The sequence below is a fragment of the Arthrobacter sp. 05L417 genome, from assembly GCF_056397865.1.
Genome location: NZ_JBFTOG010000015.1, coordinates 1 through 21,010, shown reverse-complemented (window position 1 = coordinate 21,010; position 21,010 = coordinate 1). Strand labels below are relative to the sequence as shown.

Here is a 21,010-nt window from a genome sequence, read left to right as displayed (position 1 = left end):
TCCCATGACCATCACTTCACTGCCCCAGGACTCTGTTCTTCGCGCCGGGGGTATCCCCGCCCAGCACACCGAGGAGCTTGGCCTGCGCGAATCCGCCACGTTCGACCGCGCAACCATCGCCGATATCCAGCGCGCAGCCGCCACCGGCGTCTACGACATCCGCGGCTGGGGCGCCAAGCGCAAGGTCCCGCACTTCGATGACCTGCTCTTCCTCGGCGCCTCCATGTCCCGCTACCCGCTGGAGGGCTACCGCGAAAAGTGCGATACCGACGTCGTCCTCGGCGACCGGCACGCGAGCCGGCCGCTGCACCTGCAGACCTCCGTCACTATTGCCGGGATGAGCTTCGGCGCGCTGTCCGCCAACGCCAAGGAGGCCCTGGGACGCGGCGCCAGCGAAGTGGGGACGTCCACAACCACGGGCGACGGCGGCATGACGCCCGAGGAGCGCGGCCAGTCCAAGCACCTCGTCTACCAGTACCTGCCCTCCCGGTACGGCATGAACCCGGACGACCTTCGCAAAGCCGACGCGATCGAAATCGTGCTCGGCCAGGGCGCGAAGCCCGGCGGGGGAGGCATGCTGCTGGGCCAGAAGATCACCGAACGGGTTGCCGGTATGCGCACCCTCCCGGTGGGCATTGACCAGCGCTCCGCCAGCCGTCACCCGGACTGGACCGGGCCGGACGACCTGGAAATCAAGATCGGCGAACTCCGCGAGATCACCGACTGGAAAACACCGATCTATGTCAAGATCGGTGCTTCCCGCCCCTACTACGACACCGCCCTGGCCGTGAAGGCCGGAGCCGACGTCGTCGTCGTCGACGGAATGCAGGGCGGCACCGCCGCCACGCAGCAGGTCTTCATCGAAAACGTCGGGATCCCTACCCTCGCCGCCATTCCGCAGGCGGTCCAGGCCCTGCAGGAACTGGGCCTGCACCGCAAGGTCCAGCTCATCGTCTCCGGCGGCATCCGCACCGGAGCCGACGTCGCCAAGGCCATGGCCCTGGGTGCCGACGCCGTCGCCATCGGCACCGCCGCGCTGATCGCGCTGGGGGACAACGACCCCCGCTACGCCGCCGAATACGCCGCCCTGGGATCGGCTGCAGGGTTCTACGACGATTTCCAGGACGGACGCGACCCTGCCGGCATCACCACGCAGGATCCCGAGCTTTCCTCCCGGCTGGACCCGGTGGCGGGCGGGCGGCGCCTGGCCAACTACCTGCGCGTCCTGACCATGGAGGCGCAGACCATTGCCCGGGCCTGCGGGAAATCCCACTTGCACAACCTGGAACCCGAGGACCTCGTGGCCCTTACCATCGAAGCCTCCGCCATGGCGCGGGTGCCCCTGGCCGGCACCAACTGGATTCCCGGGGCGAAGTGATGCCGGAGTCTTCCGAATACGTCGTGGTCGGCGCCGGTCTTGCCGGTGCCGCCACGGCCTGGCAGCTGGCGTTGCGGGGCCATGACGTGACGATCCTGGAACGCACGCAGCCGGCGGCCCACGACGGCAGTTCCCATGGGTCCGCCCGGATCTTCCGCTACGCCTACCCGGACGAGTTCTACACCCGGGCGGTCATTGAATCCAAAGCCTTGTGGGATGAACTGCACCGGGCCAGCGGACTGGAACTCATCACGCCCTTCGGGGCGGTGGACTACGGCCCCGAGCGGCAACCGGAGCAGCTCGCCCGGATCCTCGCCGAGACCGGCGTCGAACACGAACTCCTCAGCGCGGTAGAAGCAGGGGAGCACTGGCCGCACATCGCCTTCGACACCGCCGTGCTCTGGCACCCCGGTGCAGGCGTGATCGACGCCGAGAGCGCAGTCAACGCCATGATCGAACAGGCGGTCAAGCTCGGCGCGAGGCTGCTGACCGGTTGGAACGTCGCACGGGTGGACAAACGGGGATCCGGCTACAGGCTGTCTTCTGACGGTTGGGAAACGCTCGACGCCGGCAACGTCATCATCAGCGCCGGCGGCTGGCTGCCTTCACTGCTGGGACAGTTGTCCCTTCCTGCCGGGTTCCTGGCCGGGCTGCCGGAGTTCACCGTCCGGCAGGAACAGGCCTACCACTTCCGCTACCGCTCCGACGATGCTCCGTGGCCCACCTTCATCCACAAGAGCGCGGACATCCAGACGTACGGGCTGCCGGGAGGACGGGATGCCGGCTTCGCCGGCCAGAAGGTCGCCGAATACAACGGCGGCAAATTCATCCCCTCGGCTCTTCAGCAGACCGGCCTGGTGGACCCGGTCAACCGACGGCGGGTGGTGGACTACGTCCGGAAGTACTTGCCTGGCCTGGACCCCGAACCGTACGCGGAAACCACCTGCCTGTTCACCAACACCCCCAACGAGGACTTCCTCATCGACCAGACCGGCCGCCTCACCATCGTCTCGCCTTGCTCGGGGCACGGCGCGAAATTCGCGCCCCTGATCGGGCAATGGGCCGCCGAGCTGGCGACCGGGACCGGCAAGATCCCGGCGCGGTTCCGCCACGCAACCGCCAAGGTGGGCGCCAGCTGACCCGTTCAGCACCGCCTAGGCGGTTCAGCGCCGACTAATCCCTGAAAGCCAGACGACACACCCACAGAAACGGACCCAGCCAATGACCTCCTCGGTGACCCAAGCGGCAACCGGCACCGTCACCGCCCTCATGCGGGACATCTCCCGCGTCGGGATGGATGCACACCGCGGCGGCTACTCCCGCCCCGTCTTCTCCCACGCGGAAACCGAGTTGCGAAGCTGGTTCATCGAACAGGCGAACCGGCGCGGATTGGAGGTCACCACCGACAACAACGGGATCATCTGGGCCTGGTGGGACACCGGCACCGGCATTCGCAAGGACGCCGTCGTCACCGGCAGCCACCTCGACTCCGTTCCCGGCGGTGGCGAGTACGACGGCCCCTTGGGTGTCGCCTCGGCACTGGCCGCCGTCGACATCCTCAAGGCCCGCGGCGTCCGGCCGCGCCGACCCTTGGCGATCGCGGTGTTCCCGGAAGAGGAAGGATCCCGCTTCGGCGTCGCCTGCCTGGGCTCCCGGCTCTTCACCGGAGCCCTGGACCCGGACAAAACCCGCAAGCTCAAAGACGCCGAGGGCAACACCTACGCCGAGGTGGCTGCGGCCAATGGACAAGACCCCCGGTTCATCGGCGCAGACCACACAACCCTCCAGGAACTGGGCCTGTTCGTTGAACTCCACGTCGAACAGGGGAGGGGACTGGTCGACCTGGGCAAACCGGTGGCGATCGGATCCTCCATCCTGGGCCACGGGCGGTGGAAGCTCTCCGTGCACGGTCAGGGCAACCACGCCGGAACCACCCTCATGAAAGACCGGAAAGACCCGATGATCGCCGCAGCCAAAATCATGATCGGCATCCGCGACACGGCCAGGAACTACAGGGACGCCCGCGCGACCGTGGGCCGCCTGCAGCCGGTCCCCGGAGGCACCAACGTCATCGCCTCCCGCGTCGACCTGTGGATCGACGTCCGCCACCCCAGGGACGAAGTCACCGCCGCCCTCGTCGAATCCATCCACCTCAACGCCCAGGTCATCGCCGCCGAAGAAAACTGCACTGTCACCTTCGGCACTGAATCGCTCAGCCCCACAGTCCACTTCGACACCGGCCTGCGGGACCAGCTCCAGGCCCTGCTCCCCGGTGCGCCGGTCCTGGATACCGGGGCCGGCCACGACGCTGGAGTGCTCGCAACCCACATCCCCACCGCCATGCTGTTCGTCAGGAACCCCAGCGGCATCTCGCATTCCCCCGAGGAACTGGTCGAGGACGCGGACGCTGAAGCAGGGGCCTCGGCTTTGGCAGATATTCTGGCAGGTCTGTTGGGCGAGGCGCGGGTGCTCGGTTAAGGACGGCAGTAGCCACCTATGATGGCTGAATGATGAATAGTCTTGGCGAAGAAATAGGCGCGACCAACCGGACCGCGACCGAAGAAGCGGCCGGTAAGCTTGAGCGGATCATCGCTGGCCAAGTCCGCCACTACCGGAACGCAGAGGGGCTTTCGTCGGCCGAACTCGCAGCCCGGACTGGGTTGTCCAAAGCGATGATTTCAAAAATCGAGACCGCCAGCACGTCTTGTTCGCTGACCACCCTGCAAAGACTTGCCGATGGACTTAAGATTCCTGTCACAGCACTTTTCAGGGGCGCTGACACTGACCGGGACGCGACGTTTACAAAGGACGGCCAAGGCAGCCTGACTGTCCGCAGCGGAACACAGCACGGGCATGAGTACCGTGTTCTGGGCACCCTCAAGGGCCGCACGGACGCGCTAGAGCCGACCCTGGTGACTCTCACGGATGCCTCGGATGTCTTCCCACTGTTCCAGCACCCAGGAACTGAATTCATCTACATACTCTCGGGAAAGATGATTTACGGTCACGGTGCGTACGAATACACAATGGAACCCGGGGATTCACTTCTTCTGGACGGCGAAGGACCTCATGGCCCCCTGGAACTGTTGGACCTGCCCATCAGGTTCCTCGCCATAGCGGCGAGGCAGGCGCACTAGTAACAGCTCACTCCGGACCTGGTCGTGGTCGTAGCGTTCCTGAGAGCAAAGGAAGGCACCCAACTGTCCCCACCGCCTCCCTGGCCTCGCAAGCGAGGCCAGGGAGGCGGTGGCGGCGTGGGCCCTGCAGTTGTTGTCGTTTTGAGGCCTCAAAACGACAACTATTGCGAGCCAGTTGGGTCTTGGCGGGCTATTCCTGCCCGAGACCGGCTGCGGAGGTCTTCTGCCCGGTCACGCTGTTGAGGGCGCGGAGGTCGAAGATGCCGTTGATGTCGGCCGGTTTGGTGATGCCGGCGTCGACCCCGTCCTGGAGGAGCTTCTTGTAGGTTCCCGCGAGCGGGTCCACGGTGAAGGTGATGTTCTTCAGGGAGCGGTCGATCACGTCGGCCGGCAGGGTGCTGCCCGCGGTCGCCTTCAGCGCGGCGTTGATCGCGGCGGCCTTGTCCGCGGCCGAGGCGGTGTTGAGCCAGTTGACGGAGGCTTCGTGGCCCTGCAGCAGGGCGGTCACGGTCTGCGGGTGGTCGGCGGCGAACTTCTTGCTCACGATCAGGATCGTGGTGGGGAACTGTCCCTTGTCCCACAGGTCCTTCTCGTCCACGAGGACCTTCCCGCCGGCCTGGAGCACCAGGCGCGAGGCCCACGGCTCAGGCAGCCACGCGCCTTCGAGCTTTCCGTCCTGGAAGAGCTTGAGGGTCTGGGCGTTGTCCGTCGGGTTGATCGCGACGTCGCCCCCGCCGTTCGGGTTGGTCTTCAGGCCCTGCTTGCCCAGCCAGGCCCGCAGCGCCACGTCCTGGGTGCCGCCGAGCTGCGGCGAGGCGAGGGTCTTGCCCTTGAGGTCCGCCGCGGTGTTGATGCCGGGCTTGACCACCAGCTGCGCTCCGCCGGAGGCAGCGCCGGCGATGATGCTGATGGACGCTCCCTTGCTCTGGACGAAGGAGTTGATGGCCGGGTTCGGGCCAAGGTACGCGGCGTCGATGGCGCCGGCGTTCAGGGCCTCGACCGCGGCCGGTCCGGCGTTGAAGATCTGGGTGCTCAGCTTGGTGCCGCCCAGCTTGCCCGCGATGATGCCCTTGCTCACGCCCACCAGCGCCGGGGCGTGGGTGACGTTGCCGAAGTAGCCGAGCCGGAGCTCGGCGGCAGGAGACGTCGAGGCCGCGGCCTGGGTTTCGTTGTTCTTCGCGACGACCGATGCGACGGCGGCGCCGGCACCGATCAGCAGGACGAGCCCGACGGCGATGCCGATCTCGAGCGTGCGGCGGCGCTTGGGCTTGCTGCTCTCGCCCGCGACGATGCGCGTGGTCGAGTTGTCATGAGGTGATGACACGGAAGTATTCCTTCAGGGTTGGGGAGGCCTGCACTGTGGTCCAGGCCTGGGAACGGAGAGTTGTCGGGGGTGAAGAGGATGATCCGCGAGGCCCCTTCGGACGCCGTGGATGGATTGAGATTACGGACGCCCGCTGCATGCGGACAACGGGACATGACACCAGCGGTAATTGGGAGACGCGCAGATTAATTTCCCGACGCACAGCGTCATGAGAGGACTAAAACCTTCATCTCACGGTTCGCAGGGCGGGCAGATCGCAGCTGGCCAAATAGTTTTGCGGAAAGCGGATTTCCCTGCTCATTTCGAGGCTGGAATTCCAGGCCCTGAGATGGCGGACCTACCCGAATTCGCGGATCATCCCCGCGCTTATGTCCCGTACTTCATCCAGGTCTGCAGCCATCCCGGCAAGCACAATGCCCGCGTCTGCCGTCTGCAGGGCTGAATCGGCGCCTACCAAACCATCGGCACGCAGGTTGATCAGGGATTCGACCAAGCGGAAGAGGAGGTCGCCAATCGATGCCGCGCCATGCTGGTCCTCTTCCGGGGTGAGTTCCTCAACGGCTTGCCCCAGCTCCCGGTACAACTGCCGGAGTCGCTGCCTGTCATCCATGAAGCGCTGGAACCTCGGCGCGCGGGCTTCTGGTAGATGGTAGAGGACACCGAGGTTCCAGCGGGCGCTGCATAACTGGCTTCCGTCGTAATGTGCCACGGCGTGCAGGCGTGCGGCCGCGGCGCGCGAACTGGGCGGCGGCGGGCTGGCATGTAGGGCGTTCGCGAAGGCCAGCCCTCCTGCCACTGTGCCGTCAAGGAGCTCCGCCAGCATTTCGTCCTTGGTGGCGAAATGGTGGTAGAGCGACGATTGGCGGATTCCAACAGCGTCCGCGATGGCCCTGGTGGAGGTGTTTGCAAAGCCCTGGCTGGTGAACAACTCGGCCGCCGCATCGAGGATTTCGTCCCGAGCGGTGGCACCTGGGCGAACTGGCTGCTGTTTGCGGGGTCTGCCCGGTCCGGCTGAGGTCACCCCACATTCTTACATCGCCTGAGGTGCCGACGTGCCCGATTCCGACGCCGTCCGGCAGTCCAGCCTTCCGGTGAGGATATGTTCATAAGCCTGAAATGCGCCGTCATCCACCTTTTACATTGGCGAAACGGGAACGGGACATCCCGCTGGAAAACTATCAATTGACCGGTATTACGGAATGCTGTCAGAGACTACCGCTTCCGAGGTCACCCTCCCCCCGTTCCAGACACGGAGAAACCGATGACTTCCACCCTTTCGACGGCGGCCTCCCACGCCGACGATGCAGACCTGACGTCGCTCGGCTATCAGCCGACGTTGCATCGCAAACTAGGCCGATACGCTTCCTTCGCTGCAGGCTTTTCGTTCGTCTCCATCCTGACCACCATTTTTCAGTTGTTCGGTTTCGGGTACTCCTTTGCCGGGCCGGCCTTCTTCTGGACCTGGCCGATCGTTCTGCTCGGCCAGCTGCTGGTGGCGTTGAACTTCGCCGAACTGGCTGCGCGGTACCCGATTTCCGGTGCCGTCTACCAGTGGTCGCGGCGAGTCGGCGGAGAAACGGTTGGCTGGTTCGCCGGCTGGTTCATGTCCATCGCCCAAGTGATCACCGCGGCCGCGGCCGCGATCGCCCTTCAGGTGGTCCTGCCCCAGCTTTGGGACGGATTTCAGCTCGTCGGCGGCGACCCCGCGTTGAATACGGTCACCGGGGCGAGCAATGCGGTCATTCTCGGGGCTGTGCTGCTGGTCGCAACCACGGCCATCAACGCTGTCGGCGTGAAGCTCATGTCCCACATCAATTCGATCGGCGTCACTTGCGAACTGGTCGGCGTCGCCGCCGTGATCCTGGCGCTTGTTTCCGTGGCGCAGCGCGGCCCCGACGTCGTCCAGGACACGCAGCTCGTCAGCGGTTCGGACCTCGGCCCGGTGGGCGCGTTCCTCGTTTCCGGCCTGATGGCCGCCTACGTGATGGTCGGGTTCGATTCCGCGGGCGAACTGTCCGAGGAGACCAAGAACCCGCGGCGCACCACGCCTCGCACCATCATTTCCGCCCTGCTGATCTCCGGACTCGGCGGCGGCCTGATGATCATCGGTGCCCTCATGGCGGCCCCGAGCCTCGATGACGGCAACTTGGCCAGCCAAGGCCTGCCCTACGTGCTGACCGCCGTTCTTGGGACCTTCTGGGGCAAGATCCTGTTGGTGGACGTCGCGATCGCCATCTTCGTCTGCACCCTCGCCATCCAGACTGCCGGCTCGCGCCTGGTCTTCTCCATGGCCCGCGACCGCCAGCTCCCCGCGGCGGAAGCACTGTCCTCCGTCAGCCCGCGCAGCGGCACCCCACTGTGGCCTTCAGTCATCGTGGGCCTGCTCGCGATCGCCGTACTGGCCATCAACATCGGCAATCCAGCGCTGTTCACGTCCCTGTGCAGCGTCTGCATCGTGATGCTCTACCTCGCCTACTTGCTGGTCACGGTGCCGCTGCTGATCAACCGGCTGCGCGGAGACTGGGTCCGCACGGGCAAGACGATGCCCGAAGGGCTGTTCTCGCTCGGACGTTGGGGGCTTCCGGTCAACATCCTCGCAGTCCTCTACGGCGCCCTGATGGTGGTGAACCTCGCCTGGCCCCGGCCCGAGGTCTATGACCCCGCTGGCGACAACGGACTACTGCTGTTCTCCGCTCCGCTGATAGTGGGCGCCGTGCTGCTCCTTGGCATCTGGGTGCGGAAGCGGAAGGTAGCTGACCTCACACGGGCCGACTGACGCCGACACGAAAACGAAACCGCCACGCAGAAACGAACTGACATGACGCACACTCTTGAAACCACTGAAACGGTCGTTGGGACGGCGACGACAGCAGGCGCCCGCGCCCATGCACGCTCACAGCACGCCAGAACTGCCAACACCATGATCCACGTGCCCGCCGTATCGGCTCCGGAACGGCTCACGGCCCGGCTGGACGCCCGGGCTCGCGAAGCCGTCACGTGGGCCGAATCGCTGGCCTTCGGTCGTTACACGCACATCGAACTAGCGCGAGGGACGCGGATCCGTCTGACCGACACGGACGGCGACGCCTGCGTCCACGCGGTTCTCTTCCGCGGCGGCTCCCACCACGAGCGCATCAACGTCGCGGATACCGTCAAGGTCCCGTGGCAGGCTTACCTCGGGCAAGGCCATCCGTTGCTTTCCGACGCCGGCCGACTGATGGCCACCGTCGTCGCCGACTCCTCGGGGCGCCACGACGCCCTCACCGGTACCACAAACCGGGCCGGCAACGAGGCCAAGTACGGTGCCGGCAGCGCACACAGCGCGTCACCGGCCGGCCGCGAGTTGCTGACCCTTGGCGCACTCAAGCACGGGATCAGCCAGCGCGAGCTACCGCCGTCGGTGTCCTTCTTCAAGGGCATCACGGTCGACCCCGGCGGCGGCATCCGTTTCGACGGCAGTGCCGGTGCGGGGCCCGGCGTCGAACTCCTGCTCCACATGGACCTGGTGCTGGTCCTCGCCAACACCGCCCATCCCCTCGACCCCCGCCCGACCTTCACGGGCAGTGCAGTGGACATCGTCGCCTGGCAGGCGCCGCAGGACCTGTGGGCACTCGCCGCGGGAGAACTTGGGCTAAAACCGGGCCCCGAGCAGCTTCTGGCGCTGCAGAACACCGAACACGACCACAAAGCGAGGACCTCCGCATGACCGCCGCCACTGCCACAGCTCCCCAGCCAGACGTCCACTGCCAGCCAGGCGTCCAGTCCGCTGCGCTGGTGTCCGGACGCGTCATCCTTGACGAATACGTTGAAGCCCGAGGCCCTTGGTCGGCCGTGGTCGCAGCGGGGGATGTCCTGACCATCGTGGACCTCGAGGGCAACCAGGCCGTGGATTGCCTTCTCTACTCGGCGACCGACGTCGCCATTCGCTATTCTGCCGCCGTCACCATTGCCGCCCAGCAGTCCATCATTCTGACCACGGGGTCCGTCCTCCGCTCGGACGATGGCGACGCCCTGATGACCGTGGAGGCTGACGAGGTGGGTGTCCACGACACCATCGGCGGAGCGTGCTCGCAGGAATCAAATACACTGCGCTACGGCCAGCACACCCATGAACAGCATGCTTGCGTGGAGAACTTCCTGATCGAGGGGTCCAAATGGGGACTGGGAAAGCCGGACATCGTCTCCAACATCAACTGGTTCATGAATGTGCCGGTCGATCCCGACGGTGCCCTCGGCATCGTGGATGGGCTCTCCGCTCCCGGTAAGCGCGTGGCGCTCCGGGCCGAAACCGACGTGCTGGTCCTGGTTTCAAACTGCCCCCAGATCAACAACCCCTGCAACGGCTTCAAACCGACGCCCGTGCGCATGATCGTCACCCGCCCGGAGGCATGACAGTGAACCGTTTTGATACCCTCCTTGTCGCCAACCGCGGCGAGATCGCCTGCCGGATCATCGAGTCCGCCCGAAAGCTCGGGCTGCGGACCGTCGCGGTATTCTCCGAGGCGGACCGCGGCGCGAAGCATGTTCGCCTCGCAGACGAAGCCGTGCTGCTCGGACCGGCGCCGGCCAAGGAGTCCTACCTCCGGGTCGACGCCATCCTGGCGGCCGCCGCCTCCACCGGCGCCGGCGCCATCCACCCCGGTTACGGTTTCCTCTCCGAAGATGCCGGGTTCGCCGGGGCCGTGGAAGCCGCCGGGCTGGTGTTCGTCGGTCCGACCCCCGAACAACTGCGGATCTTCGGCACCAAGCACACCGCCAGGGACGCGGCGCAGCGAGCGAGCGTGCCCATGATTGCCGGTTCCGGCCTGCTTGAAGACCTCAACGCCGCCATCGGAGCCGCCGGGGAGATCGGGTTCCCCCTGATGCTGAAGGCTACCGGCGGCGGCGGCGGTATCGGCATGGCCGTATGCCGGAACGAAGCAGAACTGACTGAAAGCTACGCCCGCGTGGCCCGCCTCGCGAGCTCCAGTTTCGGCACCGCGGGAGTGTTCGCCGAGCGCTACGTCGAACACGCCCGCCACGTTGAGGTGCAGATCTTCGGCGACGGCGAAGGCCGGGTGGTAAGCCTCGGAGATCGCGACTGTTCCCTGCAGCGCCGGCACCAGAAGGTGCTCGAAGAAGCCCCTGCGCCGGACCTGCCGGCAGCGCTCCGGGAAGAGCTCCACCGCAGTTCCCGTGCATTGTGTGCCTCGGTGGGCTACCGCTCGGCTGGGACCGTTGAGTACGTTTACGATCCCGTCCGGAAGGAGGCCTCCTTCCTTGAAGTCAACGCCCGACTACAAGTGGAGCACCCGGTGACCGAGGCGATCACCGGCGTTGACCTCGTAGAGTGGATGCTCAACCTGGCCCAAGCACGGCCTGTCCTCGCGGGTGTCCCGGAAAGCGTTCCGGTGACGGGCCACGCGGTCGAGGCCCGTATTTACGCCGAGGACCCTGCCCGCAACTTCCAGCCCAGTGCGGGTACCGTCACCAACGCGCAGTACCCGAGCACCGACGTCGTGCGGGTGGACGCGTGGGTGGAGACCGGCAGCGAGGTGTCCACCAACTACGACCCCTTGCTCGGCAAACTCATCACCTTCTGCGACAGCCGTGATGCCGCGCTTGACGCCCTCTCAGATGCTCTCGCTCAGACCCGCATCGACGGCATCGAGACCAATCTGGGCATGTTGCGCGCAGTAACCGGACTCGACGCGGTTCGGGCCGCGAACCATTCCACAGGGACCCTGGACACCGTGGGCGATCCCGAACCCCGCATCACCGTGGAACGCCCGGGCCTCCAGACGAGCGTTCAGGACTGGCCGGGCAGAACCGGACTCTGGAAGGTCGGGGTGCCGCCCAGCGGCCCGATGGATGATCTCTCCTTCCGCTTGGGGAACAAGGCCTTGGGCAATCCGGAGGGTGCCCCGGGCCTGGAATTCACCATGGCCGGGCCCGCTCTGCGGTTCACCCACGCCACTACCGTGTGCGTGACCGGGGCCGACGTGAGCCTCACCCTCAACGGCGAATCTGTCCCAGCCTGGGAACCCATCACGGTCCCCGCGGGCGGCCTGCTGGACATCGGTTCCGCCGATGCGGCCGGGTTGCGCGGCTATGTCCTGTTCCAAGGCGGGCTCGATGTCCCGCACTACCTCGGCAGTGCCTCCACGTTTACCCTTGGTCAGTTCGGCGGCCACGGCGGCCGCGTGCTCCGCGCCGGTGACGTGCTGCGTTCGGCTGGCGGGCCATCGGACAACCTCCCTTCGTGGCCGGTTCCCGTCGAGAGCCGCCCCGCCCTGACGTCCCACTGGGAACTGAGGGTGGTCGAAGGTCCACACGGCGCCCCGGAGTTCTTCAAGCGCGAGGACATCGACGAACTCTTCGCGACGGACTACGAGGTGCATTTCAACTCGGCACGGACAGGTGTGCGGCTGATCGGCCCCAAGCCGCGTTGGGCACGTACCGACGGCGGTGAGGCAGGGCTTCACCCCTCCAACATCCACGACACCCCCTACTCCGTGGGCGCCCTGGACTTCACCGGCGACACCCCCATCCTGCTCGGCCCTGACGGCCCGAGCCTCGGCGGTTTCGTCTGCCCGGTCACGGTGGTGAGCGGAGAACGCTGGAAGCTCGGCCAGCTGCGTCCGGGCGATAAAGTCCGCTTCGTGCCGGTGACGGACTCCCAGGCTCCGTCGGCGAAGGACCTTGGCCCGGGACGGCAGCTGATCCTGCCGGGCGGTGCCGGCACCGGCACAAACGGCCTAGCCGCCGTCGTGCGAGCCCGGACGCCAAAGGGCGACGGCGACGACGGCGTGCTGCGTCGCGTGGCGGGAAGCGAGGGACGGCCCGCGGTCACGTACCGGCGGTCCGGGGACGACAATCTTCTGGTGGAGTTTGGCGACATGGTGCTGGACCTCGGCCTGCGCGCGCGGGTCCATGCCCTGCACCAGCACATCGAGCAGGCCCGCATCCCCGGAGTGGTGGACCTTACGCCCGGGATCCGCTCACTGCAGATCAAGGTGGACCCATCGATCCTTCCCACCCGGCTGCTGCTGGGCCTCGTCCAGGAGATCGAGGCCGCGCTGCCGGCCAGTTCCGAGCTCGTGGTGCCGAGCCGCACCGTCAGCTTGCCGCTGTCCTGGGACGACCCCGCCACGCGCGAGGCGATCGAACGCTACATGACCGGTGTCCGGGACGACGCTCCATGGTGCCCGTGGAACATCGAGTTCATTCGCCGCATCAACGGCCTGGATTCGGTGAATGACGTTTTCGACACCGTCTTCAACGCCGAATACCTCGTGCTCGGCCTAGGCGACGTGTATCTCGGCGCGCCCGTGGCCACGCCGCTTGACCCGCGGCACAGGCTGGTTACCACCAAATACAACCCGGCCAGGACCTGGACGCCGGAGAACGCGGTGGGCATCGGCGGGGCCTACATGTGCATCTATGGCATGGAAGGCCCCGGAGGCTACCAGTTCGTCGGCCGCACCACCCAGGTATGGTCCCGCTACGCCGACTCCGCACCCTTCGAACCCGGATCACCGTGGCTGCTGCGCTTCTTCGACCGCATCTCCTGGTACCCCGTCAGCCCCGAAGAGCTGCTGGACCTGCGCGCCGACATGGCCGCCGGCCGCGGCCGGGGTGTCGAGATCGAGGACGGCACCTTCTCCCTTGCCGAACACGAGGCGTTCCTGGCGGAGAACCGCGAATCGATCGGCGTCTTCAGGGAGCGGCAGGCGGCGGCATTCGCGATCGAGCGGCGGGCCTGGGAGAACGCCGGCGAGTTTGATCGCGCGGAAGCCGTAGCCGCCGTCGCCGTTCCCGATCCCGGGGAAGTAGTGGTGCCCGACGGCGGAACACTCGTTACGGCGCCGTTCGCCGCCAGCGTCTGGAAGGTGGACGTCGCCCCCGGAGACCGTGTGACACAAGGACAGCCGCTGGTTTCCCTTGAGGCCATGAAGATGGAAACCGTCTTGTCAGCTCCGTGCGACGGGGTGGTCCACCAAGTGCTGCCGACCGCGGGCTCCCAAGTGGTGGCCGGTGAGGCCATCGTGGTGCTCGTGGGCGCGGATGAACTGAGCGAACCTGAACTGGAAGAGGCAGCAGCATGACCACCCAGGAGACAAAGATCGGTGCAGCCACGGCCGCCAAACGCGTCAAGCACGCGTTGGCCGCCATTGACGACGTGGACCGGCCCGAGATCTGGATTGAAATCCGCGGAGAAAAAGAGTTGCTGGCCGAAGCGGCCCGCATTGACGCCGCGGTGGCATCCGGCTCCGAACTGCCGCTGGCTGGGCTCCTGCTGGCGGTCAAAAACAACGTGGACGTTGCCGGCCTCACAACGACGGCGGCGTGCCCGGGGTTCGGTTATGTGCCGACGGAGGACGCGGTAGCCGTGGCGCGGTTGCGCGATGCGGGCGCCCTGGTGCTCGGCGTGACAAACCTTGACCAGTTCGCCACGGGCCTGGTGGGCACGCGGAGCCCCTACGGTCCAGTCCGGGATTCACGCCGGCCTGACCGGATCTCCGGGGGATCCAGCTCGGGTTCGGCTGTGGCTGTGGCGTTGGGACTCGTGGACATCGCCATCGGTACGGACACGGCCGGCTCCGGCCGTGTCCCGGCAGGACTACAGGGAATCGTCGGTATCAAACCCACCCTCAACGTGGTCTCCACCGCCGGCATAGTCCCGGCCTGCCGATCCTGGGACACGGCCACCATCCTCGCCCGGGACCTGGAGACCGCCGAACTCGCGATGGGCGTCATGGCCGGGCAGAGCCGGACGTGGCCCACAAACATCCGCATGGCCGCTCCCTCGAAGCCGCGTGTCGCCTATCCGGCGGACCTCCCGGCCTTGGATCGCGCCTGGGCTGTGGAGTTCGGGGTCCAGATCGAGCGTCTGCGCGCTACCGGCGTGGATGCGGAGCCGATCGAATTCGATGTCTTCCTGCAGGCGGCACGGTTGCTATACGACGGCGCGCTGGTCGCCGAGCGCTATGCCGCCGTCGGGAGTTTCATCGACAGCGCACTTTCCGGTGGAGCTGACTCCGGCGTCGGGCTGGATCCGACCGTGGCGGGCATCGTCAGTGCGGCCGGCCGCGTGCCCGCCCACCAGTATGTGGCGGACACCGGGGCGCTGGAGGAACTGAAGCGCGAGGCGATGTCCCGGTTTGAAGGCTTTGACGCCCTCATCGTGCCGACAGCGCCGTTCCATCCGACGCTGGCAGAGGTCGCGGCGGATCCGTTAGGCGTGAATTCCCGCATGGGCACGTACACGAACTTCTGTAACCTGTTCGATCTGTGCGCCGTAGCTGTTCCGGCCGGCATTGTGGTGGACAGCGACGGAACCGACGACGGCGGGGCGCCGGGGGCATCGCAGTTCGGCCTGACGGTGGTCGGCCGGACCTTCGACGACGCCGTCGTGGCCGACATCGCGCGGCGCGTCGAGTACACCCCGGCGAGGCCAGGGCTTTTCGCGACCGGCGCCGCGCCGGCCCCGGCCTCCTTGCGGCGGGTGCCGTGGCCCGCAGCGGCGGGGGCCGCCGTCGTGCCCTTGGTGGTGGTGGGCGCCCACCGGAAGGGCCAGCCGTTGGTCCCGGAATTGGAACGGCTTGGCGCTTTCTGGGACGGTCCCGTCAGGACAGCGCCCCGGTACCGGATGGTCTCGCTGGACACCCGGCCGCCCAAACCTGGCGTGGTCCGCTCCGACGACGGCGCCGAACTCGCCGCTGAGCGATGGTTGCTCTCCCAGGCGGCCCTGGGCTCCTTCCTCTCGGAGCTGCCCGAACCCATGCTGTTGGGATCCGTGCTGCTGAGTGACGGTTCAAGCGCAGTGGGCTTCGCGTGCGACGCGGTCGCGGCGTCCCGGGGCGAGGACATTACGCACTTTGGAGACTGGCTCGCCGCCCAGACCGCCCAGGCGGCCCAGACCGCCGAGTCCGGCTCCAAGGTGGAGGCCGACGGTACGGCAGAGGTGGAACGGGAACCGGCCTGGAAGGGCGTTTGGCGCGAGGTCGGCAAAGCGCTCGTCAGGGGGCTGCAGCGGGGGAGAGCTTAGGAAGAAGGCGAGCCTCCGCCAACATGCCCGGGCGTGTCTGTCGGGCTCGGAGTCCGTTCCGGCAGCGGGAGCAGGGCTGGGCATGAGGGGCCGAAGTGCAGCCCGCCCAAGCAGCTGTCTAAGCCACCGACGGTCCCGTGTCTTAGTGTCACGATCTGTCGTGCGCTGAACGTACTAGGTTCTCGACACGTTCGTTGAGTTCTTCGACGATGTCCTCAGTCTCTGGTTTCATGAGAACACTGCGTAGGATGCGGCCTCGTTCGATGTCCGCCTCCAAGCTGAAGCCCCGAAGCGCCATGTCTGCAGCCGAAACGTCATAGGTAGCAACATACAGGGCCTCGCTTGGCGGAAGTGCGATTCCGGCCTGCAAGACATGGCCGGAGACACGATCGATTTCTGACAACGTAGATTCGGCGGGCAGATAGGTCAGGATATCCAGTTCCGGCTCCTGGAAGAGGATAAGTTCCTCGGACGCTCTAATTCGCTCTGCCCAGGCAACGGTCGCACGTCTCCCCGCGCGCAGGACTTGGCCGAGCCCCTCTTCAGTCGGCGGGAGGAGCCGAAAAGTCATCCACAGTGCTGCGGCGGCTGCTCCCGAACGCGAACATTCGATGGAAATCTCTCCAAGGTGAAGATCCTCAGAAGTGAAATAGGTGTAAGGCGAATCATGTACATAGTGGCGTTGCACACTTGGATCACGGAAGATTACTGCCCCGCATCCATATGGTTGCAGGCCATGCTTGTGTGGATCGATAACAACGGAATCGGCGTGAGCGATGGCTTCAAAGGGAGCGCGGGCCACGCCGTCAACGGAGTCGTCGGCGATTATCCTGAAGAACCCTCCATAGGCGGCATCCACATGCACCCGCACCCCGTACCTTTCGCAGATTGGCAGTGCCAGATCGATGGGGTCAATTGCCCCGAGTCCGGTTGTCCCGGCTGTCATGACAACCGTTCCGACCGTTCCAGTGGACAGAATCGTCTCCAAGGCTTTCAGATCCATTTTGCCGGCGGCATCGGCGGGCACTGAGTGGCTGGTCATGCCCAGAAGGTGGCTCATGCGGCTGTGTGTGTAGTGAGCATCCGCGCTATAAGCGATGCCCTTGCGCGGGTGGATTTCGCGCGCGATAAAGAGTGCCTCGAGATTGGCAATCGTTCCGCTGCTGGTCAGGTGCCCGAGGTGCTCTTCATAACCGAACATTTCGGCTAGTTGTGCGACAACCTCCTTCTCCATTCGGGCCGTTGCCGGACCGCCGTCGAGGGCGTGGTTGTTCGGGTTAATCAACATCGCAGTGACGTAGGCCACGACCGCCGCGGGGTGAGGCGGTTTGAGCATCTGCCCGATGTAACGAGGATGAAAAAATGGATAGTTATCACGGAGCCTGTTGATCAGATCATCGTGGACGGCAGCGAGGAGGTCGGCCTTAACGTCCATCGTTGGGTGCGGCTTGAAGTCCCCGTACTCTTCCATCCATCGAGAGACTGCGGAAATCGCCTTCTCAACCGAATCCTTCAGTGGGAGTTCTGCATCCGCGCTCATTCCCGGAAGCATCGAGGTCATGTTCTTGTCCTTTGAATTGTCGGGGGTTCCGCAGCGCTGTGGGGCCTACGGTATTTTTGGTCGTACGGGAATCAGGCGTGCACTACTTTCCGCTGTGCTGTCAAAATGCAGACCAAGGAGGTCAACACACCGACTACGCCGAGCATGAGCATGCCTGTAAACGCGCCCCCGGCGGACTGGATTAAAGCTCCGCTGACCACTGGCCCGATGGCAAAACCGGCGCCGATCATGAGGTTGGTTGTGTTCATGATGTGGCCACCGCCGGAAAGATCAGCAAGCGTGGATAGCAGGTAGGGCAGGATGAAGGTCCAAGCGAACTTAAAGATGACGGCGGCCATTGCGAAACGCGCCAGCCCTGGTGTTCCAAAGAGCAAAGCGACGCTTATCGACATGACCGCGTATCCCGCGATGAGGTAGAGCTTCCTTTGTGGGGTGTCGCCGAGAATCGTCGCCGTCAATGCGGACACGATACCCGCGACCGTGGCGAGTGACAGAACAAGGCTGCTCGAAGATAGATCGATTCCAGCACCCGCAGAAATCTGTGCGATAAAGGACCACACGCCGCTGAGTGCAACATAGAACAACAGGACCGCGGCCAGGCCCAATGCAAATCTGACCGCAGGAACCCTAGCGCGGGTGTGGTCCCGGGGAATCGACTGTCTTAGCGCGTTTCCGTCGATGCCATTGACCACCAGTAGACAGAGAACGTCGAGCCCGGCTAGCGTCCAGTAGATAGCTGACACAGGCGCCTGAGAGAACAATGCCGGAAAGACGGCCAGGATCAGTGCACCCATAGCCAGTTGGCACACGACGAAAACGCCAAACGCTCTGCTCGGGTTGGCGGTTTTGCCGCTCAACGTAAGAATAATCACCGTAATGGACCCTGCCGCGAGCGATGTAACGACGCGTGTAGCCATCAGCAGGCCGAAGTCATCAAGCAATCCGGACACGACGTTGCCGGCTATTACGATAGTAGTGAAAACGTAGGTGGCCGTCCGCAGGTTTACGCGATTGAGCCAGAGGTAGGCGGGGACCGTTGCCAAGCTGAAGGCGCCTAGTTCGAGGGAGAACAGGGCCCCCACCTGCACTGGCGTCAGTGCGAACTGAGTTATCAACTTGCCTGCGATCACGGGGGCAATGAGGAGTACGGTGTAAAGCACGGCGCTGTATGCGGCGATGTACGTGTATGTCCCTCGGCTTGAGGTCGACACTGCGGCTCCAGGGGTTTTGATGAGACTTGTCATTGGAAGTGGCTTTCAATGAGGAATGGTTGTTCGTCGAATAGACCTAATGTAGATGTGACCTATATCTCGCACTTTTCTTTGCGCGCAGAGAAGTTGACTAAAGCTGCCTGGGCGGAGTTCACTACGGGCCTCGCGATCCTGCACCGGGAAATATAGGAGCACTCATCGATCGCGGCTGTCACTGGATCGTCCGGGGGATTTCCAAGCCACCGAACCGATAGCCGGGAGATCCAACCTCTGCCCGCCAATGCCCGGGCTGCAATATCTGTGCGCCCTGCGAATACTCCTGTGCGCGTGAGGCGAAGACTACCTGCAACCTTGCAGAGGACACTGGGCAATGAAAACCCAGTGTTCAAGCGCATCAAATCCCAAGGAGAGAATCGTGAACGATGTCCTTTCCCCTGAGCTCATCGTGGTCGGGGGCCCGGTCTATACAGCAGACCCCCAAATTGAGTGGGTTGAAGCCTTTGCGGTGCAGAACGGAAAGATAGTCGCGGTCGGCTCAGAGGCCGAAATCCGCGGGTTTGCAGTTGATACAACGACCGTTCTCGACACCGGCGGAAAACTTGTTCTACCAGGCCTGAGTGATGGACATATTCATCTGGGCCTCGGCGGTAGTCAGGCAGCATGGGAGCTTCCCATTCTGCCCACCGACTCGAAAGAGGTAATCTTCGAGAAGATCAAGGGCTGGTCTGCAAATTTGGGGCCCGATGAGTGGATTGTCGGTGGCATTGTCGGCAGCACCGTCATGGACGCCGTGATGAACGTATACGACCTGGCATCGCTCGATGAAGCGGCCGGCGGAAGACCCGTACTCCTGCGAGACGACTCGATGCACAACCGCTGGGTGAACACGCGCGCACTCGATCTGATGCGAGTTACCGGTGACACTGCGGATCTTGAAGGCGGAAGCTATGTTCGCGACACCACGGGTCGGCTTACCGGGGTCCTGCATGAACTCGCCTCGGCAAACGCCGAGGCAGCATTTGATTCTTCGATCGCGGATCCCGACTCTCGCAACATTGCGTCACTGAAAAAGGCCCTCGAGGTCGTGAACTCCTTCGGGATCACGGCGGTTCAAGACGCCGCGACCATGGAGTATTCCTGGAAGGCGCTTTCGGCCATCGAAACCAGTGGTGAGATGTCTGCCTGGGTTGTAGGGTCCATGCCTGCGCGCCCCTTTATCGAATCCGGGTATGTCGGCGAAGAGCTCTTCGGAATTGCCGCCGGATACAGGAGTGAACATCTGCGCCCGGATTTCGTCAAGTTTGTGCTCGATGGCGTTCCGATGACGCGGACCACAGCGATGCTGCGGCCTTATGTTTGCCATGACCAGCAAGACCCGGGTTACGTCGGTTCCTCGTACTGGACCCTTGAAGAGCTCCTCGAAGCCATTGAGCTCTGCTACGACCGCGGCCTGAGCGGAAAACTTCACGCCACGGGCGACGCGTCCGTTCGGCTGGCGCTCGACGCAATCGAAATCATGCGCGAAAGGCGCGGGCCGGGTCCGGTGTTCCAGATCGCTCATGTCGAGTTCGTGGACGCGGCGGACGTTCCACGATTTGCGGCGCTGGGAGTAATACCTGATGCCTCTCCGTATATTTGGTACCCAGGCGTCATTCAGGAAAGCATCGGGAACCAAATCCCCGCTGAGACTGTGAATGCAAGCTGGGCCACAAAGGACTTGATTGATTCCGGGGCGCTTCTTGCAGCCGGCTCCGACTGGCCGTGCGTACTGCCTTCTCCGGACCCATGGATCGGAATTCAAACACTTGTGACCAGGGCCAACATTGACCCGACTGTAGCTGGCGAACTCAACCCCTCACAGAAGCTGACTGTTAGTGATGCCATAGCCGCATTCACTAGAAACCCGGCAGCCGCCATGGGTCTGGGCGCGGTAACGGGTTCGATCAAACCCGGACTGTCCGCCGACTTCATCCTGTTGGATCAAAACATCTTCGCAATCGACGCGCATGAGATTCATGCGACAAGAGTCGAAGCAACGTACTTTGAAGGCAAGAAAGTCTATGACCGAAGGCAGTCCGTCATGTAAGACCTCGGGCAATCCGCACTGCATGGTCCTTCTAGGCAGCGAACGGATCTGAACCACGCATTGGCTATTGAATACCGTGTTCAATTGCCGAGTACCCAACCACAAAGGGTGGCGATGAACAACCACACGACGAAGTGAGGAAAGCCCATGCAGTTCCACCATCATGGTTATGTGTCCGGTGACCCGCGGGTCCAGCCGGCCGCCGGTGTCGGCGTCAACAGGCCCGTGGACCTTCCGGAGGAGGTCGACGTGCTCATCGTGGGCAGCGGGCCCGCCGGGATGC

The 21,010-nt window shown here is 64.5% G+C and carries 14 protein-coding genes; 10 read left to right on the top strand and 4 right to left on the bottom strand.

Annotation, left to right across the window (positions count from 1 at the left end):
• Positions 1-4 precede the first annotated feature (4 nt).
• The 4 genes from AC1DJW_RS12885 to AC1DJW_RS12870 all read left to right on the top strand — a co-directional run bounded on the left by AC1DJW_RS12885 (position 5) and on the right by AC1DJW_RS12870 (position 4,515).
• Entirely contained in the window at positions 5-1,378 is a 1,374-nt protein-coding gene (locus AC1DJW_RS12885) for an FMN-binding glutamate synthase family protein (protein ID WP_476901584.1), read from the top strand.
• Positions 1,378-2,517 carry an FAD-dependent oxidoreductase gene (locus tag AC1DJW_RS12880; RefSeq protein WP_476901583.1) on the top strand — a complete coding sequence of 380 codons (1,140 nt, stop codon included), beginning with the start codon at positions 1,378-1,380 and terminating at the stop codon, positions 2,515-2,517. The genes AC1DJW_RS12885 and AC1DJW_RS12880 overlap by 1 nt, the downstream gene beginning before the upstream one ends.
• Positions 2,518-2,599: 82 nt before the next feature.
• Positions 2,600-3,856: an allantoate amidohydrolase gene (locus AC1DJW_RS12875; RefSeq protein WP_476901582.1), complete on the top strand. Its 1,257-nt coding sequence runs from the start codon at positions 2,600-2,602 to the stop codon at positions 3,854-3,856.
• Between the two features lie 29 nt (positions 3,857-3,885).
• The gene (locus AC1DJW_RS12870; protein ID WP_284755540.1) at positions 3,886-4,515 is read left to right on the top strand and encodes a helix-turn-helix domain-containing protein; all 630 of its coding nucleotides are present in this window, start codon (positions 3,886-3,888) and stop codon (positions 4,513-4,515) included.
• 190 nt (positions 4,516-4,705) lie between these two features.
• On the opposite strand, the gene AC1DJW_RS12865 is transcribed toward AC1DJW_RS12870, so the two are convergent.
• Both AC1DJW_RS12865 and AC1DJW_RS12860 read right to left on the bottom strand, forming a co-directional pair.
• A complete protein-coding gene (locus AC1DJW_RS12865; protein ID WP_476901581.1) occupies positions 4,706-5,839 on the bottom strand; it encodes an ABC transporter substrate-binding protein in 1,134 nt (377 codons plus the stop codon).
• Positions 5,840-6,176: 337 nt separating this feature from the next.
• Positions 6,177-6,860 carry a TetR/AcrR family transcriptional regulator gene (locus AC1DJW_RS12860; protein WP_476901580.1) on the bottom strand — a complete coding sequence of 228 codons (684 nt, stop codon included), beginning with the start codon at positions 6,858-6,860 and terminating at the stop codon, positions 6,177-6,179.
• 240 nt (positions 6,861-7,100) lie between these two features.
• Here AC1DJW_RS12860 and AC1DJW_RS12855 point away from each other — a divergent pair, with 240 nt between their 5' ends.
• Genes AC1DJW_RS12855 through atzF form a run of 5 tightly spaced genes read left to right on the top strand, consistent with a single transcriptional unit; the run spans position 7,101 to position 15,869 of the window.
• Positions 7,101-8,615, top strand: coding sequence for an amino acid permease (locus AC1DJW_RS12855; RefSeq protein WP_476901579.1), 1,515 nt, complete (start codon positions 7,101-7,103; stop codon positions 8,613-8,615).
• A 42-nt stretch (positions 8,616-8,657) separates the two neighbouring features.
• The gene (locus AC1DJW_RS12850) at positions 8,658-9,545 is read left to right on the top strand and encodes an urea amidolyase associated protein UAAP1 (RefSeq protein ID WP_476901578.1); all 888 of its coding nucleotides are present in this window, start codon (positions 8,658-8,660) and stop codon (positions 9,543-9,545) included.
• On the top strand, positions 9,542-10,231 hold the full coding sequence (locus AC1DJW_RS12845; RefSeq protein WP_390280367.1) for an urea amidolyase associated protein UAAP2: 690 nt from the start codon (positions 9,542-9,544) through the stop codon (positions 10,229-10,231). Before AC1DJW_RS12850 ends, AC1DJW_RS12845 begins: the two co-directional genes overlap by 4 nt.
• Positions 10,228-13,926, top strand: coding sequence for an urea carboxylase (gene uca / locus AC1DJW_RS12840; protein WP_476901577.1), 3,699 nt, complete (start codon positions 10,228-10,230; stop codon positions 13,924-13,926). Before AC1DJW_RS12845 ends, uca begins: the two co-directional genes overlap by 4 nt.
• Positions 13,923-15,869, top strand: coding sequence for an allophanate hydrolase (gene atzF, locus AC1DJW_RS12835; protein ID WP_476901576.1), 1,947 nt, complete (start codon positions 13,923-13,925; stop codon positions 15,867-15,869). Before uca ends, atzF begins: the two co-directional genes overlap by 4 nt.
• Positions 15,870-16,017: 148 nt before the next feature.
• Here atzF and AC1DJW_RS12830 read toward each other — a convergent pair whose 3' ends face one another.
• Complete coding sequence (locus AC1DJW_RS12830; RefSeq protein ID WP_476901575.1) at positions 16,018-17,430, bottom strand: pyridoxal phosphate-dependent decarboxylase family protein; 1,413 nt, start codon at positions 17,428-17,430, stop codon at positions 16,018-16,020.
• Between the two features lie 71 nt (positions 17,431-17,501).
• A complete protein-coding gene (locus tag AC1DJW_RS12825; RefSeq protein ID WP_476901574.1) occupies positions 17,502-18,674 on the bottom strand; it encodes an MFS transporter in 1,173 nt (390 codons plus the stop codon).
• A gap of 337 nt (positions 18,675-19,011) precedes the next feature.
• Here AC1DJW_RS12825 and AC1DJW_RS12820 point away from each other — a divergent pair, with 337 nt between their 5' ends.
• A complete protein-coding gene (locus AC1DJW_RS12820) occupies positions 19,012-20,727 on the top strand; it encodes an amidohydrolase (RefSeq protein WP_476901573.1) in 1,716 nt (571 codons plus the stop codon).
• The last annotated feature ends 283 nt before the right edge of the window (positions 20,728-21,010 follow it).

Bases quoted from the DNA above. Each gene is read 5' to 3' on its own strand.
- AC1DJW_RS12875 (WP_476901582.1), top strand. From the start codon at position 2,600: ATGACCTCCTCGGTGACCCAAGCGGCAACCGGCACCGTCACCGCCCTC.
- AC1DJW_RS12820 (WP_476901573.1), top strand. From the start codon at position 19,012: ATGAAAACCCAGTGTTCAAGCGCATCAAATCCCAAGGAGAGAATCGTG.
- AC1DJW_RS12885 (WP_476901584.1), top strand. From the start codon at position 5: ATGACCATCACTTCACTGCCCCAGGACTCTGTTCTTCGCGCCGGGGGT.
- AC1DJW_RS12850 (WP_476901578.1), top strand. From the start codon at position 8,658: ATGACGCACACTCTTGAAACCACTGAAACGGTCGTTGGGACGGCGACG.
- AC1DJW_RS12830 (WP_476901575.1), bottom strand. From the start codon at position 17,430: ATGACCTCGATGCTTCCGGGAATGAGCGCGGATGCAGAACTCCCACTG.
- AC1DJW_RS12870 (WP_284755540.1), top strand. From the start codon at position 3,886: ATGATGAATAGTCTTGGCGAAGAAATAGGCGCGACCAACCGGACCGCG.
- atzF (WP_476901576.1), top strand. From the start codon at position 13,923: ATGACCACCCAGGAGACAAAGATCGGTGCAGCCACGGCCGCCAAACGC.
- AC1DJW_RS12855 (WP_476901579.1), top strand. From the start codon at position 7,101: ATGACTTCCACCCTTTCGACGGCGGCCTCCCACGCCGACGATGCAGAC.
- AC1DJW_RS12845 (WP_390280367.1), top strand. From the start codon at position 9,542: ATGACCGCCGCCACTGCCACAGCTCCCCAGCCAGACGTCCACTGCCAG.
- AC1DJW_RS12825 (WP_476901574.1), bottom strand. From the start codon at position 18,674: ATGACAAGTCTCATCAAAACCCCTGGAGCCGCAGTGTCGACCTCAAGC.
- AC1DJW_RS12880 (WP_476901583.1), top strand. From the start codon at position 1,378: ATGCCGGAGTCTTCCGAATACGTCGTGGTCGGCGCCGGTCTTGCCGGT.
- uca (WP_476901577.1), top strand. From the start codon at position 10,228: ATGACAGTGAACCGTTTTGATACCCTCCTTGTCGCCAACCGCGGCGAG.